The sequence below is a fragment of the Mycobacterium simulans genome (assembly GCF_900232995.1).
Classification (GTDB): Bacteria; Actinomycetota; Actinomycetes; order Mycobacteriales; family Mycobacteriaceae; genus Mycobacterium; species Mycobacterium simulans.
Map to the genome: position 1 here is coordinate 1478642 of NZ_OCVX01000003.1, position 17041 is coordinate 1495682.

The 17041-nt window shown below is 64.2% G+C and carries 13 protein-coding genes; 2 read left to right on the top strand and 11 right to left on the bottom strand.

Translation table 11 applies throughout. From position 1 onward, the window contains the following. Nucleotides 1-36: 36 nt before the first annotated feature. On the top strand, nucleotides 37-1077 hold the full coding sequence (gene ligD, locus MSIMFI_RS07460) for a non-homologous end-joining DNA ligase (RefSeq protein ID WP_191496732.1): 1041 nt from the start codon (nucleotides 37-39) through the stop codon (nucleotides 1075-1077). A gap of 73 nt (nucleotides 1078-1150) precedes the next feature. Here the strand turns inward: ligD and MSIMFI_RS07465 are convergent, their stop codons facing one another. From MSIMFI_RS07465 to MSIMFI_RS07485, 5 genes are all read right to left on the bottom strand, one after another. Then, nucleotides 1151-1966 carry a hypothetical protein gene (locus MSIMFI_RS07465; RefSeq protein WP_191496733.1) on the bottom strand — a complete coding sequence of 272 codons (816 nt, stop codon included), beginning with the start codon at nucleotides 1964-1966 and terminating at the stop codon, nucleotides 1151-1153. A 188-nt stretch (nucleotides 1967-2154) separates the two neighbouring features. Next, nucleotides 2155-2832 (bottom strand): hypothetical protein, encoded by a 678-nt coding sequence (locus tag MSIMFI_RS07470; RefSeq protein ID WP_191496734.1) that lies wholly within the window; start codon nucleotides 2830-2832, stop codon nucleotides 2155-2157. Further along, entirely contained in the window at nucleotides 2829-3644 is an 816-nt protein-coding gene (locus tag MSIMFI_RS07475) for a TIGR04255 family protein (RefSeq protein ID WP_191496735.1), read from the bottom strand. The genes MSIMFI_RS07470 and MSIMFI_RS07475 overlap by 4 nt, the downstream gene beginning before the upstream one ends. A gap of 131 nt (nucleotides 3645-3775) precedes the next feature. Continuing rightward, a complete protein-coding gene (locus MSIMFI_RS07480; protein ID WP_191496736.1) occupies nucleotides 3776-6979 on the bottom strand; it encodes an MFS transporter in 3204 nt (1067 codons plus the stop codon). Beyond that, nucleotides 6976-8781 (bottom strand): FAD-dependent oxidoreductase, encoded by a 1806-nt coding sequence (locus MSIMFI_RS07485; protein ID WP_191496737.1) that lies wholly within the window; start codon nucleotides 8779-8781, stop codon nucleotides 6976-6978. The genes MSIMFI_RS07480 and MSIMFI_RS07485 overlap by 4 nt, the downstream gene beginning before the upstream one ends. Before the next feature lie 724 nt (nucleotides 8782-9505). Here MSIMFI_RS07485 and MSIMFI_RS07490 point away from each other — a divergent pair. After that, a complete protein-coding gene (locus MSIMFI_RS07490; protein ID WP_191496738.1) occupies nucleotides 9506-9652 on the top strand; it encodes a hypothetical protein in 147 nt (48 codons plus the stop codon). On the opposite strand, the gene MSIMFI_RS07495 is transcribed toward MSIMFI_RS07490, so the two are convergent. The 6 genes from MSIMFI_RS07495 to MSIMFI_RS07520 form a co-directional block, all read right to left on the bottom strand. Then, nucleotides 9649-10632 (bottom strand): SDR family NAD(P)-dependent oxidoreductase, encoded by a 984-nt coding sequence (locus MSIMFI_RS07495; protein WP_191496739.1) that lies wholly within the window; start codon nucleotides 10630-10632, stop codon nucleotides 9649-9651. The two genes, MSIMFI_RS07490 and MSIMFI_RS07495, sit on opposite strands and share 4 nt — an antisense overlap. Before the next feature lie 62 nt (nucleotides 10633-10694). Next, a complete protein-coding gene (locus tag MSIMFI_RS07500; protein ID WP_224770241.1) occupies nucleotides 10695-11324 on the bottom strand; it encodes a cutinase family protein in 630 nt (209 codons plus the stop codon). 326 nt (nucleotides 11325-11650) lie between these two features. Continuing rightward, nucleotides 11651-13462 carry a PPE family protein gene (locus MSIMFI_RS07505; RefSeq protein ID WP_191496741.1) on the bottom strand — a complete coding sequence of 604 codons (1812 nt, stop codon included), beginning with the start codon at nucleotides 13460-13462 and terminating at the stop codon, nucleotides 11651-11653. A gap of 34 nt (nucleotides 13463-13496) precedes the next feature. Beyond that, nucleotides 13497-14552: an NAD(P)H-dependent amine dehydrogenase family protein gene (locus MSIMFI_RS07510; RefSeq protein WP_191496742.1), complete on the bottom strand. Its 1056-nt coding sequence runs from the start codon at nucleotides 14550-14552 to the stop codon at nucleotides 13497-13499. A 17-nt stretch (nucleotides 14553-14569) separates the two neighbouring features. Then, nucleotides 14570-15712, bottom strand: coding sequence for a hypothetical protein (locus tag MSIMFI_RS07515; protein ID WP_191496743.1), 1143 nt, complete (start codon nucleotides 15710-15712; stop codon nucleotides 14570-14572). After that, entirely contained in the window at nucleotides 15709-17037 is a 1329-nt protein-coding gene (locus tag MSIMFI_RS07520; RefSeq protein WP_191496744.1) for a hypothetical protein, read from the bottom strand. Before MSIMFI_RS07520 ends, MSIMFI_RS07515 begins: the two co-directional genes overlap by 4 nt. Between the last annotated feature and the right edge of the window lie 4 nt (nucleotides 17038-17041).

Here is a 17041-nt window from a genome sequence, read left to right on the forward strand (position 1 = left end):
GGTTCATTCTCCCGTGCGGCATGCTGGAATCCAGATATGGCTGCCCCAGCAGAAGAACTCGACGTCAACGGCATCGCGGTGCGGTTGACCAATCCGGACCGGGTGTATTTCCCCCAGCTCGGCTCGAACGGTACGAAGGGCCGGCTCGTCGAGTACTACCGTGCTGTGGCGGCTGGTCCGATGCTCACCGCGCTGCGGGACCGGCCGACGCACTTGCAGCGCTTTCCCGACGGCATCGATGGCGAGGAGATCTACCAGAAGCGGATACCGCAGCACCATCCCGACTATCTGGAGACCTGCCGAGTGACCTTCCCGTCGGGACGGACCGCCGACGCGCTGAAGGTGACGCACCCCGCGGCGATCGTGTGGGCGGCCCAGATGGGCACCGTCACGCTGCACCCCTGGCAGGTGCGGTGTCCCGACACCGAACATCCCGACGAGTTGCGCATCGATCTGGATCCGCAACCCGGCACCGGATTCGAACAGGCCCGCGCCATTGCCGTCGATGTGCTGCGACCGTTGCTAGACGAGCTCGGATTGGTCGGTTATCCGAAGACATCCGGAGGGCGCGGGGTCCACGTTTTTCTGCGGATCGCCACAGAGTGGGACTTCATCGAAGTACGTCGGGCCGGTATCGCGTTGGCACGCGAGGTGGAGCGCCGCGCACCGGATGCGGTGACCACGTCGTGGTGGAAGGAAGAACGCGGCAAGCGCATCTTCATCGATTTCAACCAGAACGCCCGCGACCGCACCATGGCGTCGGCGTACTCGGTGCGTCGTACCCCGATCGCGACCGTGTCCATGCCACTGACGTGGGAGGAACTGGCCGGCGCTGATCCGGACGACTACACGATGGCGACCGTCCCCGATCTCGTGCGGGTCCGAGCCGACCCGTGGGCCGCCATGGATGATGTGGCCCAGTCGATTGCCCCGTTGCTGGACATGGTCGCTGCCGACGAGGAGCGCGGACTCGGCGACATGTCCTATCCACCGAACTATCCAAAGATGCCGGGCGAACCGAAACGTGTTCAGCCGAGCCGGGATACGGATCGGAAGACAGAACACGGGTCGAAGTAGCGCGGTGCGCCAACGAGCCATTGACCGCGATGGCGACGTGACTGTCGCGACCGATGGTTATCTGCCTGCCGCGCTATGCGATCGGTTTGCGTGAGTCAGACAGGTGGTCGAGGTCCAGACTCTCACTAGTGAGATATCGCGACAGTGGGAAGTCATCGACCGCGGCTAGTTCCGCCGTGACGGAGCCGACGATGGCTGTCAACCCCTGCTGTGTCGCACTCTCCTCGCACTGGCGTGCCCAGGCTTCCGCAAGGTACTGCCAGGCGAAGTAGTGCTCAGTCGTGCTGTGTTTGTCGTTATTGAGGTAGGTCACATAGGTGCCAATGAGCTTCGCCAAATTGCTCTCTGACGCATTAGGCAGGTCTTGCGGGGGCTCCCCGATATCACCCAGATCCGACGGAACCACGTCGGGCTCCAGGATGACGATAATGGTCAGTTCGTAGGGCGCTTTCGACCAGTCTTCGCACTGCACCCTGAACGAATGGACGCGGGTGAGGATCTGGCCAAGTGGCGACCGTTCGCTACGTGCCTTCGATTGCAAGGCCTTCGTGACTGGCCTTAAGCATTTGTCTACATCATCGGGGTAGGCGAAACGTCCGAATCGCCGCGCGACCGAGAAGGCAAACTCGCGAATCTCCCTGTCGGTTTCGACTCCCTTCACGCGTTCACAGGAGAGCAACGCCACCTTCAAAACTGTCGTGATCCCGTCCAGATCGGCAAAGAATTCTGGCCCAAGTCGGGGTACGGCAACGTACCGAGGACGTTTCCCTGCCGCAGCCTCACTCAGATCACCGTGGTGTTCCAAACGCACGACGGGGGCAATCTGTATGCGTTCCCGGTGCGGCAGGCAAGCGTCGCAGGTCTGGCTCACGACAACCGCGCCGTGCACAGTGTCGATGTTGCGAGGCTCCCATGCATGGTCGAAGACGAACGTCCTAGCGCCTCGGAATACATCCCCTTGCCGCCAATCGCGACACGAGTCGCCTAGTTCAGGTGCGGGTTGTGGTTGCCGCGGCTGATTCGAATCGCTTTCCGTCCTATGACGACGTGTTCGTATCTTCCCGAAACCCCACACCGCTACGGACCGACTTCACCCACCGGCGTACGCAGGGCCCCGCGGACCGCATCCACCAAGCGCTCGGGACCGAAAGGGGCACCCCAGGTCGGGCCCGCGGAACGTTCGCGGCGAAGGCGGTCGATGATGCTTAATCCGTCCGGCTCGATCTGGAGGAGGCGCGCACGAACCGCTTCAGGTGTCGACTGAGGCGTCTCAGATTCGACACGCCGAATGAGTGCCGAAAACGCACGCAGACGGCGCGCGTTCGATTCGTTTAGTCGCCCGCCGTTAGCCCACATGTGCACAGCACGACGCGATACGCCAAAGACCTTGCCCAACTGGTCCCAGGTGAGCCCAGAGCGCTCCTTGATCCATGCGATCTCTTCACGGTCGCTTCTGGGCTCAGGCTTCCCGACCTCGCCTGAACCGACAGCCGTGGGCGTCGGCGCAATCGGTGGTGCCAATTCGCCACGGTCAGCCCGCCCCACCGCCACAAAAGACGCGATTGCGCCGTGCTGGGCTCCAATTGAGGTGGACGCCAGTCCGCCGAGCATGGCCGTACCCATCAAGACGAGCGACGCGCCGGCTTTCGTCGCATGCGGCCAGGGTTTGGACGACACAGTGCTGGTTCCGAACTCGCTGAACACGTACTCGGCGACCGGCTCGCGGCAATCGATAACGTTGTCTGTAAAGGTCACTGGTTCCCTCCGAAGGTCGAGAGGAACTCATCTGTTACTGCCCAACGGAAGAACTGGTAGCCCCGAAGCGCCAATGCGCGAACATCTTCGTAGAGGTTCTCGCCATTCTGAGAACCGGGTGCGAACTCTCGGAACGAATCCATATCGAGCATCCACGTCGGATAGCCGTAGGTCGGGCTTGAATTGTCGATGTTGGCGTCTGCTGGAAGTAGTCCCCAGCGCGCGCGAAATGAACCGCCGTCAGGGAACCCATACTGGGCTTCGCTGAGGGCTGAGACGAGTGCTGCCTCGTTTGAATCCTGGGCCATCGAGATGCCCAGCATCTCTGCTCGCAGGAACGTCGGGAGACGTTTTAGGTGGTCGCGGTCAGTCAGCTGGTTGATGTATCGAACTCCGAGTCTTGCAACGTACGGCACAGGGACTTGCCGGTTCAGAGCTGCCCAGGCGTCAGCGAGTCGCTGCGCAAAGTCCCTGCGGCGAACGTAGTTTGTGGTGTCGATGCTGAGGAAGGTCCCGCTGAAACTGATCTGCCACGCACGGTCGCCGCTCGTCAGCCGCCAAAGCCGCGAAGCGCTGCGATTCTCGTTGACGCCATCTGCAGTGATGATCATGGCGACCTCGTGACCGACCTCCATTAGTGGGTATTGGTCAGCGAGAGCCTTGGCAACACCCGAAGCCACCGCGTCTTCGTTGATCGTGAATTGCGTGAGGTGCGGAAATTTGACCTGCGCTATGGCACGAACGAGCGGAGCAGAGGGCAGCGGAATGTTCCCTGGCTCTTCGACGACGAAAGGGTGGGTAATTGTCGTCATGCTTCACACTCTACTTCACAGTGCTGACACTGCATTAAGAATGAAAAGGCGGCGGCTAACTGGCTATCGTATCGACGGCGGGTTCGTCACAGCGCGGTGATTCCTTGGGACGTAAGTATGTCGCCCGCTGTTCAGCGCTGCACCAGCTCCATGATCTGTGGTAGCGCCTCACGGGCCGCGATCCGGCCCGCTTCGCGGGCACGGTCAATCTGGTGGTACTCCATAAGGCCGACACCGATTGGGTTGGGTTTGATCACGAGGTCGGCCTGTGCCAGCACCGCTTCCGACGCCATCGCGCTGCTGATTGTCATGGTGCGCAGGAGGGTGTCGGTGAGGCCCGGCACCCGTGGTTTGCCGTGGCGTTTGCTGCTGGACGCGGGGCTTGGATTTCCGCCAGCGGCCACGTTCACCGCGATCAGCGGGCCGTCCTTCCCCACCAGCGTGGTGACCGGCACGTTGTCCAGCACGCCACCATCGACGTGCAGCGTGCCGTTGTAGGGCATTGGCGCGTACAAAAATGGCAGCCGCATCGAGCAGCCGACGACATCGGCGAGCAGGCCTCGGCGGTGCACGACGGGCTGTCGGGCCAGCAGGTCGACGCTGACACAGCGGAAGTGCTTGGGCAGTTCCTCCACCAGTTGGTCTCCGAAGATCGTGCGCAAGGAGGCCCGGGTGCGTTTCCCGCGGATGAGTCCCTTGCTCGGCAGGGTGTAGTCGCCATGGCTCTTGCGCACGAAGTGCTCGTAGATTTGCGCATCCACACCGGCGGCGTCCTTACCGCTGGCCGCCAGAGCAGCGATGATTGCCCCCATGCTGGTGCCGGCGAACCGGTCGACGGTGACCCCGGCGGCCTCCAGTTCCTCGAGCACGCCGAGGTGGGCACACGCCCGCGCGGCCCCACCGCCAAGGACCAGTCCGATAGAACGCCCCGCGACGCGCGCGGCGAGCACCCGCAGGTCGTCGGCAACCGTTCGGGGGCGGACAGCGTGAACTGACCGCGGCGTGACCAATTCCTCCCAGGCACGTCGGTGCTCCCGGCCGGCGGCTGGTCCTACCAGCACCAGGTCGGCCCCGGTCGCTCGGGCCGCCAGTGGTGCTGAACGCGGAGCTGGGTCGCTGGCGACTAGCACCACGCGATCGGCGACGCGCAAACACAAGTCCCGCCAGTGCGCATCATCGACCGTCGCGTGTATTACCACCCGGTCGGCGGCCTGCTCGGCGCGTTCCAATCCATCGCGGTCTACTCGGCCGGGGGCAACTGCGCGTAGCCGGGTCGACAGCGCCGCGCACAACTCGGTGGCCACCATCGCTACGGGCGCGGTGGCGTCGACACCGATGACCGCGACTACGGCCTCGGGCGTTGTCCGCTGGGAGGCCACCCGTGTCTGGTGCTGCCGGCTGGCCAGCACCCCCGCCAGTGCCGTGAGCACGCCGGCGTCGGCGATGTCGTCGAATTCCGCCTTGGTCAGTCGCAATAGGGTCGAGTCGCGCACGGCCCGCACGGTCGCGGAGCGGGGCGCGTCGAGTAGCACCCCCAGTTCGCCGACCACCTGGCCGCGACCCAACTCGGCAACCACTTCCTTCTCGCCGTTGCCGGCGAGGACTTGTAGGCGGCCGCGGCGCACCACGTAGAGCGCATCGGACACATCGCCCGCGTGGAACAAATACGAGCCCGCCTCCAGCTCAACCTGCTCGGCGTTCGGCCGGGCAACCCGCAGCGCGTCCAGCAGGTCGACACCGTGGGAAGTCTTGAGCATCGGGGTCACCTGCGCGGCCGATGAGGACATCCGTGCGGATTCCGGCGGCTGCGATTCCGTCGTATCGGCCGGCGGCGCGGGTTCGGGCGCAACCGCCGCTGTGCGGGCTGGGCGGATGCGACCCAGCAACACCGCCCCTATCGCAACCGCCACAAAGCAGATCGCGGCCATCGCCCAGCCGCGGCGAAACGCCTCTTCGGCTTCGCCCGGTGCCGGTGTGCCAACCAGGACAACCAGCAGCGCGACGCCGATCACGGCGCCCACCTGGCGGATGGCGCCGATCACCGCCGAAGCGGTGGCGTAGCTGCCGCCTGCGGCCAGCCCGGCCAGGGCGGCACTGCTGAGCAGCGGCAATGTCGCGCCCACGCCTATTCCTTGCAGTATCTGGCCGGGCAGCCACTCGCCCAGGAAGTTGGGACTGGAACCGACACGCTCGAGGTACCACAACAGGCTGCCAGCCCAGATCAGCGCGCCGACGCCGACGATGACGCGGTAGCCGTGTCGGTCGGCGACGCGGCCAAGCAGGGCTGCGACGACGGCGGCGACAAATGCCGCGGGGGCGACCGCCAGGCCAGCCTCCAGCAGGGTGTAGCCCCACACGTACTTCAGGAACAGCACGTGTGTCAGTAGATAGGCATAGAAACCGGCGCTGGCGACGGCGGTCAGCCCGCTGCCGGCCACGAACGAGCGGATCCGCAACAGCGCGGGCTCTACCAGTGGTGCGGGGTGGTGTCGTGAGCTCATCGCAAATCCGACCATCGCGACCGCCGCGGCCACCAAGGACCCGCTCGCCGCCAGGCTGGCCCAACCCCAGTCCGGGCCCTTGATCAACCCGAGGGTCAGCAACCCCAGCGCGATGGCCAGCAGCGCCGCGCCACGCACGTCGGGCACGCGCCGGCGTCCGGAGGCTCGGCTCTCCACCAGCGCTCGCCGAGCCGCCAGCACGGCCACAGCCCCCAGCGGTAGGTTCACCAGGAACACCCACCGCCAGCCCCATGCCTCAACGAGGGCACCACCGATCGGCGGGCCGAGGCCTGCGGCGATGGCGCCCGCCGCGCCCCACAGGGTCACCCCATGCGCGCGCCGCTCGGCTGGGAAGGCCCCGACCACCAGCCCGAGGGGAGCCGGGACCAGAACCGCTGCGCTGATGCCCTGCAGCACCCGAAATGCGACCAGCTGCCCGACGCTGTCGGCGACCGCGCACAACCCGGACGCGACTGTGAACAACACCACGCCATAGATGAAGACCCGCTTGCGCCCTAGCAAGTCGGCGAGCCGGCCCGCGGCCACCAGGAACGCCGCGAAGACGATGTTGTAAGCGTTGAGCACCCACGACAGGTCGCTGATGCCGCTATGGAAGTACCGCTGGATGTCGGGAAACGCGACGTTGACGATCGTGGAGTCGAGGAAAGCGAGGAAGGCGCCGAAACCCGATACCAGCAGCACCGACGCCGGGGAGGGCTGTCGGCGTCGAGTCAGCGGGGTGGCCGGGCGGCCAAGGCCCCGTCTGCCGGGTCGGACGGGCCCGGTGTCGATAACGGGCACTGCATTGTTGGCGGCGACGGTGTCAGCGGTCATGGTGAGCTCCAGGTTCTGCGAGGGTTGGTGCTGGTCAGGGGAATGGCTCTGGTCGGTGTTGTCGATTGGTCGGGCGGCCGGCGGCGGTGCCAAAACCATCGATCCACGCGCCGGAGAATCGCGAAGGGGGCGGGATCGCGGAAGTCGATCCGCAGATGAGGTGGGACGTGGGGAGCAACCACGCTCATGATCTGGTGGGCGGCCAGGTAACCGGAGCTTGCTGCCTTCTCCATGGTGGGAACAAACAAAGTCAAGTCAGGCGAATAGATGGCTTCACCGGCCAGGAAGAGGTTGGGCACTTCCGTGCATATGCCCGGAGATCGGTTGCGAGCGCCCGGCATCAATATGTTGAGCGGCGAGAAATTCACCATGCGATTCCCGGCCGTTGGCTCCGAGACAAGATGCGGCGGCAGTTCGTCCGCCTGCGTTTGGTAGTCGGCCTCGCCCAGGAACTTCAGTTCCTGATCAATCTGCCACCCCAGGACGGGCGACCGATCGAGGCCGCACTGCGCCAGGCACTCGGTCAAGATCTCCTCTGGAGTACATTCGCTCAACGGCCGATGGAAAATCGGACCGGGCTTGTCCACATCACTCCAGGTGATCGACAGAACGTATTTGGTTCCGTCGGGCAGACAGACGTTTCTCCAGAAGCCTTCGCCCTGGAGAACGGAGACTAGAGACCACTCGCTTTCCACGTGCGCAGCGACCGCTCCGGGGCGGATGAATGTTGGCCACGACGCGGGAACGTCGCGCAGAAAACACTGGATTCCGTTTGATGCCTCGAGCGCAATGGCATGCACCTCAGTGAGCTGAGGAAGATACTGTTTGACGTGATCTGATTTGGCCATCTCGCGCAGCGTCAGATAGGGCACGGCGAGGATGGCATAGTCGCAAGCGAACCTGCGGCCATCGGCCGATATCAGTGCGGTGACGCGGCCATCCGCGAACTCGAGATCGCCGACGCGCGTGTCGAATTGGATGTCGACGCCGAGATTTCGGAGGTGATGAACCCAGGGATCGATCATGCGCTCGCTCGTCGGCCCATCCATCATCATGATTGAGGGCAACTTTGTGTCGTTGAGGGCCGGCGGGCACGTGCTTTTCAGGCGAAACAGCCCTTTGAGAACGATAGGAGCAATCGCTGCCGCCTCCGCGCTCGGGCGCGCTGCGACGTAAATGCGCGGCAAGGCCGCAAAGAATTCCTGCGCCTGGGAAGACTTGCGGCTTAGCTGTAGATAGTCCCCATACGAGATATCGCTCAGTTCCGCGAAGAGTCGCTCCCTGCACATCCACAACAGGCGCAGATGCGCGTAGAGATAGTGGATGACCTCGGTGGGCGCCAGTCCTCTTTGGGCCAGACCGACAATCACCATTGGGCTCCGCAATGCGATCCGGCCAAGTTGCCGGAGCGGTTCGACCACCTTGTCAACGAGCTGTGCGAAGGTCGGCCGCCGGCGTCGCAAAAGAACGGGCGCAGTCATTCGGCCAATCACGCCGCGCTTGGTAGTCGAGACGAGACTTACGCCGACCAGATTGTCGAGCGCCGTCATGCCATTCTTGGTGGGTATGCGCGCGAACAGCGTGAGCAGGGTCTGGTACGAATCCGTGTAAACCCGCAAACTGTGCTCGGTCGGGTGACCATCCGGGAGGCGAAAGCTCTTGGCCTTGCCCCCGGCTTCGGGTGCGGCTTCGCACAACGTGACCCGCATTCCGGCCTCGGCCAGGAGCATGGCGGCAGCCATCCCCGCGATTCCGGCACCGGCAATGACGACATGTGTTTCGGCAGGCATCGGTGGTTTCATCCCGTCTTCTGACACGGTTGTCGTGGCTCCAATTTCTCTGGGGGCTAACTAGTGCGAATCGGGGATGCGACTAGTCGAATCAACCTGTGCGGCGGCAGGTTCGTGAGTTCGACGGTGGACTCGCGGTGTAGGAGGTTCCCTGGTTCCAGGCGACCGCTCGGAGCGTCCGCCGGCTTCCCAGAGCTACCAGCACAAAGTGTCTACCAGCACGATGTGCTGCGCCTAGTCGTCCACTGGATGAAATTCTGTCCTACTGTCGGTGGACAGGGCTTGTCCGACATGTGGTCTGCCGCGAATTGACTCCAATGCTGTGTGGTTGTCACGCGAGACAGCAAGGCCTCCAACGACTTTGCAAATCATCCGGCTACATGCTATACCCCCGTACGGAATGGCATGGGCATCGTTGCCAACCCCCATCCGGGCTTCGTGCCCGACGCGATGAGGCACCCCCTGCAAACCCGAGCCGTACGACTTCTAGCTACTACCAACACATTCGGCATCGAACGAGCATTGGAAAAGCGGAAGTCTTCTGCAATCGAAGTGACAGCCTCGACCTTGGTCCCGGCGAGATCTGACATGCCCGCCGCTGGCAGCGTGCGTCGAGTTTTGTTCATGCCGAGCAGAATTGACGCACCTCGGCGATCGGATCCGGCAGCGTGTGGGCTCACGGCGTCATCCGTATAGTGTGGGGCGTTTCCACCTGCCGACGTGTCGACCTGTCACCATGGAGTATGTGACCACCGCGATCGTGGTGACGACGCTGGTACTTCTGGGAATCGGCATCGTGATCAATGAGCTTCTTCGGCTGAAGAAGTGGCTGAAGCGCTCGCCCCCGGCTGGAGGTGACGCGGAACCCCCTGAGGCGGATTAGCGGGTCGCGCGAACGGCCGCGACCGTATCGGCCACGGTGTCACGTGGATCCCGGTAGGCGATACCGAGTTCTTGCTCGCTCGGCGAATCGTCGGATTCCGGCATCTGCGTGTAGTACTGCATCCCCGCGGCGGTGAATGGATTCTCGAACGGAAGATACGGCCCCGCGAGATCCAACAAGCTGCCGGCCACCCGCAGCCATGTGTCGGGAATCGGAACGGCAACCATGGGAGTGTCTGCGATTTGTCTGAGCATGTTCGCAAGCTCGACCACCGGAATCCGGTGTCCTCCCACCATGTAGCGACGTGGTCCCCGTCCGGGTTCCAACAGGGCGGCGTGCAGCGCGGCCACATCGCGGACGTCGATGACCAACCACGCCGCATTCCGTCCGGGAATCGTGTGCATCTGCAGCGCGGCCTTGACGCCCTCGCCGGCTTCGCCGAATTGGTCGCCGACGGGCGGACCCAGGACCATGCCGGGATAGGTGATGTTCACCGGTGCCCCAGCGTCCTGCAAACCGCGGGCATAAATTTCAACCTGCGCTTTGGATGTGCCGTACCCATCGGTTCCACCGACAACGGGCAAGTCCGCCGTCAGCGTCTCCAAGTCGGGATGAAAAAGCGCGGTGAAGCTTGATACATGCACGATCGGATCCAGGCCTAGTTGAACGGCTTGACCCAGAACGTTTCGCGCACCCTTCATGTTCGTGGACAGCATTTGCTGAGCCTGGCGAGGATCGGTGGCGACCAGCGCAGCGCTGTGCACGACGGCGTCGCATCCGCTGAGCGCCTCGCGTACCGAGTCGCGGTCCTTGATATCCCCGACAACGAAATCCGAGACGTCGACGCCCAGGTTGGCGACAGACGTAGTGAGCCGTTTGGGATTTCGGACCAGGAACCGGACGGAGTGACCCGCGTCAGCAATTGCCTTGGCGGTCCAGCCTCCCACAAATCCTGTCCCGCCGGTTACCAGAACACGCATCCTGAGATTGTGCAACGGTGTACCACCCGACTGATTGTTGGGTGTGTCACACGGCTGGGAGGCTAGAGGCGACTCGCGGCGAAATCGGCGCCTTGGTTCGTCATGCCGTTCACCGCGTACAGGGTATGGGTGGCGGCGCTTTCGCCGGTACCGCAAATCGGGTCGCCGTCAGCGCACAATTGGATGCTTTTGGGCTGATACAGCGGACCGATGGCGATCGGCGGTGCACCATACTGCCCGAGGAATTGCGGCGAAGGTGTTCCGAAAAGAACGACCGCGGCGACGTGGTTTGCTATCTCGGGTGCCATCGGCGCGGGCACCGCGGCAGCGGGTACGCCGGGTGGCACGGCAGCCGAGGTGACGTAGCCTGCAACGGCGGCGCCTTGGGAGTAGCCGCCGAGAACCTGTCTGGTATTGGGGCAGCTGGCCGCCATGGACTGGATATGCGAGCTCGCGTCACGGATCCCCTCGATGACCGTCTTGGGAAAATCGGGGCTGCCAAAATCGGTACTGGCTGGATAGTTGACCGGGTAAACCCCCAGCGACCGGGATCCGATTTGCGGCCGCAGTGCGTCGACGAACGACCCTCCAATGCCCCCAAGGCCCGGTGGTTCGCCGGTGCCGCGGGCGAACACCACCTCAACGTCTGGACATGGTTCGGCAGCTGCCGACCAGACGGGCATGCTCAGCATCGGGGGAGTTGTTACCGCCGCCGCCAGACCTGCGGCCAACGCAACGCGGCGTGCCACTGCAATGACGTGTCGCTTCATTCGAAAACCTTTACCTGATTGGTTATTGATTGGCCAGTGGTTGCCGCAAATTCGTGCACGCAGGGTAGCAGTCCGTTTATGCCGCAACGTGTTTCACGAGGAACCGTAAACTCGCAGCGAGTGTCTCATGCGACGATGGATACCCGACAAGGTGCGGACGCCAAACCCTCGTCCGCCGGGGTCGATACGAATCGCCAGTTTCCATCTTACTCAACGGGTTTGGTCGCTTCTGTCGCCGCAGGAGGCAGTTAGCGGAAGAAGCCCGACTGCCCGATTCCGGTGTTGAACCCACCCGAGCTACCGCCACCGGAGTTGTGCAGGCCCGAGTTCCCGCCGGCGTCTCCAGAATTGAAAAAGCCCGAGTTCAATCCGCCGCTGCCGAAGTTGAAGAAGCCGGTGACACCGAAGCCGGCACCCGAGTTCAGGTAGCCGGTCGCGCGGCCACCGCTGCCCGTGTTGAAGAAGCCGGAGTTCAAACCGAAACCGCTCGTGTTCCCGAATCCCGAACTATCGGCGCCCGTGCCGTTGAAAAAGCCCGAGGTGTTGGCACCCGAGTTGCCGAACCCTGAGTTACCGGCGGGTTGGTCGGTCGAGCTGCCTACCCCCGTGTTCAGTTCGCCCGAATTGAACAGGCCCGTGTTGATGCTCCCCGAGTTCGCGAAGCCGGTGTTGACCGGGCCGGAATTGAATGCGCCCGTGTTAAGGAAGCCGGAGTTGAAGCTGCCCGTGTTGTGGTTGCCCGAGTTGAAGTTGCCCGCGTTGAACGCGCCCCCATTCCCGAAGCCCGTGTTGTGGTATCCGCCGTTTCCGAAGCCGGTGTTGACTCCGCCGTAGGCGCTGGTGCCCGAGTTTCCGATGCCGGTGTTGATGTCGCCTGAGTTCCAGAAGCCGGTGTTGGTGGCACCGGAGTTCGCGACGCCGGTGTTGTTGACCCCGGAATTGCCTACGCCGAAGTTTCCGCTGCCCGAATTGAAGAAGCCGATGTTGTTGGTGCCTGAGTTACCGAAGCCGACGTTCCCGCTACCCGAGTTCAGGGCACCGAAGCCGATTTGGTTGTTGCCGGTGAGCCCGATGCCGATGTTGTTGCTTCCGGTGTTGCCGAAACCGATGTTGTTGCTTCCTGTGTTGCCCAATCCCCAGTTTTGATTACCGGCGTTGCCGGAGCCGACGTTGCCGTTGCCGGTATTGCCGGCGCCGGCGTTGGCGTTGCCGGTGTTGCCGCTGCCGATGTTTTGGCTGCCCTGGTTTCCGTTGCCCATGTTTCCGTTACCCGGCCCACCTCCGGGACCAGAGTTTCCGAAGCCAATGTTGTAGTCACCGAGGTTTCCGCTGCCGATGTTGAAATTGGACGCCACGCCATCGAGCGCGTTGCCGTTTCCGTTGCCGAGGTTGGTGTGGCCGTAGTTTCCGCTGCCGAGGTTGGTGTTGCCGGTGTTTCCGCTGCCCACGTTGGTATTGCCGATGTTTCCGCTACCCAGGTTGGTGTTGCCGGTGTTTCCGCCGCCCAGGTTCAGATTGCCGATGTTGCCGATGCCCAGGTTGACGTGTTGCAGCCCCTGTTGTGTCAGTTGTGTGGCCACGGCCGAAGCCCCGGCGTAGTACTCGGACATTGCCGCCAAGTCCTGGGCCCACATCTGCTCGTAGTGGGCTTCGGTGGCAGCGATCGCAGGGGCGTTCTGCCCGAACAGATTCGACCAGACAAGCGACACCAGCCGCGTGCGGTTGGCCGTGATCATCGCTGGATGGACCGTGGCTGCAACCGCCGCTTCGTAGACCGCTGCCACCGTCTTTGCTTGGGCAGCCGCGGCCCCAGCTAGGACGGACGCCGCGTTCAGCCGCCCCACATACTCGGCCGCCCTGGTGGCCATCGCCGCCGCGGCTGCACCCTGCCAGGCCTGCTGCGAAAGGTTCGACGTCGCCGAGCTGAATGAGGTTGCCGCCAAGGTCAATTCATTGGCCAGCTCGTCCCAGGCCGCCGCCGCGGCCAGCATTGGACCCGACCCCGCGCCGGCAAGAATTTGTGCCGAATTGATCTCCGGCGGCAATACCAGAAAGTTCATGGTTTGCGGTCTTCCTCCCCGCCCAGAACTCTATCTAGTTTGGGACCAATCCGCTGGGGAGTGTCAACGGCAGGTCGTTGTACGTGACGATGCCGGGGGCGGCGGCAACAACGGCCGGGATCGCGTTGATGGTGGGCATCGTCGTCATGATGTGCCCGAGCACCATGAAGTCGGCGATCGTCTCGGCTTGGAAGTATGGCGGTGGCAAGAAGCTGACCTTCGTTGTTACGGTCGGCTGCCCGTCGATCTGGATGGCCCAGCCGTCTTGGTCGATCTTCCAGTCAGGTTCGAGCGTCTGTCCTTTACGCCACCGGACATTGAGCTCTACGAGGGTCTTGTCTCCAACCACTCCACGCCAACTTGCGTAGACGCCTGCGACGCATCCCGCGGGTATGGTCCACGATCCGAGGTCGAGATCGGCTGTGGTCTTCGCATACTCGGCTACACAGCACACGTCGTCGAGTTCGGCGCCCAGCGCGTCGGCGACCAACCGGACGGCCTCGCCGAAGATGGCCGTTCCCTGGGCGGTCATCGTTTGCAGCTCCGGGTGGTCGATCGGCTGCCCGAAGCCCACCGGTTTCTCCGTCGCCGGCGAGTCGTAGAACGTGGTGTCCGCGGCCTCATTCACGGTGACCTTGTCGACGCGGTTGCACACCACAGCCGACACGATGGCCAACAGCTCGGCAAAGCCGGGACTGACGCCAGATCCGAAGATCGTCGAGCCGCCCTTCCGGCAGGCTTCGAGGATGCGGTCGCGGCCGTCGCCCAGGTTGTGCCCGGTAATGAAGGCGGCGGTGGTTACCACGTTGACGCCCGCCGACAGGATGCGGACCAGCTCATCGACGTCGATCCACATCGGGTTGTAGACCACGCAGTCCGGCTTCAAGGCGAGCAGAGCGTGGGCGTCATTGGTGGCGGCCACGCCTAGCGGCTCAATACCGCACAGTTCGCCGGCGTCGCGTCCGGCCTTCTCTGGCGACCACGCATAACACCCCACCAATTCCAACGCGGGGTTGGCAGCGATTGCCTGGACCGAGCTCTTGCCGACATTTCCGGTGGTCCACTGGACGACGCGATAGTTGTTGGGCACTCGCTCAGCATAGGCGCTCAATAGGCGGATTCGGCAGCCAGGATCTCGGTGAGGAAGGCGTCGTCCGGTGGCCGGTGCAACCGTGCCCGCGCCCAGCTGCGGATCCGATCCCGGGTCAGGCGTGATTCGGCTAGGTCGGCCCCGATGACCACCGACGTCGTCGGCCAGTCGTGGTTCCATGCCGCCGATTCCGTTACCGGCCGCTGCGCAGCGTCGACCATTGGCAGCGTGGCACGGCCGTTGGATTCCAGGGCGCCCGTGCCCCTGACGTCGCCGGAACGGACCTGCACCGGCACGCCGGTGGCCGGATCCGGTCCGATGACGGCGGCGCGCACGACGGCGACCACCGCCGGACCGGCCGCCTCGACACGCCAGGAGACCGTGTCCTCGGCGGCATCGAAAATTCCGGGTGGTACCGCGGCCCAGTTGATGGACGCGACGCCCCGGGCGATTGCGGCCGAACCGATCGGACTCCCGTCAGCGCCAGCGGCTAGCGCGTAGTCGTCCTGTCGCCCGGTCGGCTGCGGCGGGGCCGCGCTCGAATCATGAACTGCCATCGACAGTTCCGGCCATCCAATGCCAGCTACGCCGAATTCGTCGGCAAGCTCGGCACCGGCACGCACTAGGTCTCGGACTCGGGGATCGCCAGTACGGGCGTGGGTGATCAGGGTCGCGGCGTGCGGCGCCAGCAGCTCGGCCACGTCGGAGTCCAGGGTGTCGTCAGTGAAAAAGCCCTGAGCGCCGACGGTCAGCGTTGCGATCTCGACGTCGAGCAGCGCCCGGTCCAGACCGGCGATGCCGTCCCGCTGACTGGCGGGCCACCAGCGCCGCAGCCAATGACCCACAGCCAACCTGTGCAGCGGGCCCACCGATCCCGGCACGATGTCGACTCCGGTGAGCTCGATGGCCCCCGGCTCGTCGGGGCCGGACCCGGCGGCCTCCGCCACCGCCGAAGCCAGGGCCACATGCCCAGCCTCACCGACAACGCGCCAAAGCCAGTCGGCGCGAGACAAATCGGTGAAGGTGATCTGGGTTGTGTCGGCTGGCTCGTCGATCGTCCAGGACAGCACCGCACCGCTGACCTCCAGCACCGCGACCAATGGCGATGCGGCAGCGGAGCGTCCCGTGGTCCAAAGACCGGATTCGGCAACCAATCTCATCCCGCGACCTGCAATTCCAGCATCGCCTTAATCCGTTGCCGGTGGTCGAGGCTCACCGATCTGGCCACACCCTCGAGCAGCGACCGCACGTCTTCGACGTCGTCGCACGGCTCCTGCCAGACGTCACGTCCATGCAGCCGCGCCCACAGCCGGCTGAGGTACGGCTGTGCGTAGGCGGCGAGGTCGTCGACCACCTGGCGTTGCCGGGGATGGATTGGGCCACCGTCGGCGAGGTAGCGCCGCGCGTGCAGGACATAGGCCTCCTTGCGTAGCCGGGCCTGGACCTGGGCGGCCAAGGCGTAACGGCTGGTGACGGATCGGTCCAACGGAGCAAGCTCGATCGCGACCTCGATGCCGGCCACCAGCGTGGCCTGTTTGTCCTCCGCCAGCAGTCCCCACGGTGCGCTGGCGCGGTCGACCTCTTCCGCGCACAGCAGCGGGATGTCGGGCAACGCGGCGCGATCCAGGGCACGTCGCAAGGTGGCGCGCACCCGGTCCACCACGCTGCGATCCAGTGGACGGTCGCTGTCGGAACCCCCGTTGATCTTCGGTTGCCGTTGCGGCGCAGCAGAACTCAAGCCAAGCTTGACAATCGACCAGGGCAGCTCCGCCGCATCGGTGCGTGCGAGTGCGCCCAGGTTGTACGGTGTGGCGTCGGCGATCATGGCCGACCAGACGCGTTGCCGCGCTGTAGCAGCATTGTGGGTGGTGGCGGTCCCGAGCACGGTGGTCAGTTCGGCCAGGAATGGTTCGATTACCGTGTTGCTGGCCCGCACGTCGTGCCAGCTGCGGTCGAGTTGTTCGCTCAGTGCGGCGACGACCTCGGGACTGGCCACGTACTCGTTCAGTACCTCGATTGCGGTGCGGTCGCGGCCGTGGTGAATCTCGTGGAGTACCTCGGCCGGTGTGTCGCGATCTTGGGGCGCGGGTGCGCCTTTGGTCACCGCGAGCTCGAAGCACACCGGGAAGTACAGCTCCTGGGCATTACCGCTGCGAATCCGCTGCCTGCGACGCTCGAGTTTGAGAACCTCGAACCACGCTGCGGCGAAACGCAATTGCGGACCGCTCGCAACGATGAGATCGTGCATCGCCGATGCCGTCTCGGCGGCTACGACCGGTGCCGAATACGGGGGATTCGATCGCAACCGCAGCACCAGCGGATCGATGATGCGTTTGACCGTCCGGCTCAGCGGGCCGCCGTCATCGCTGCTGAGCACCTCGACGCCGGGACCGATTGCGCGCCACGCCTGGTCGATCACCGCCCGGCGGGCATGCCCGACCGCGGCGATGTTCTCGGCGCTCGCTAGCTGCGGACCCAGGCTCATCTCC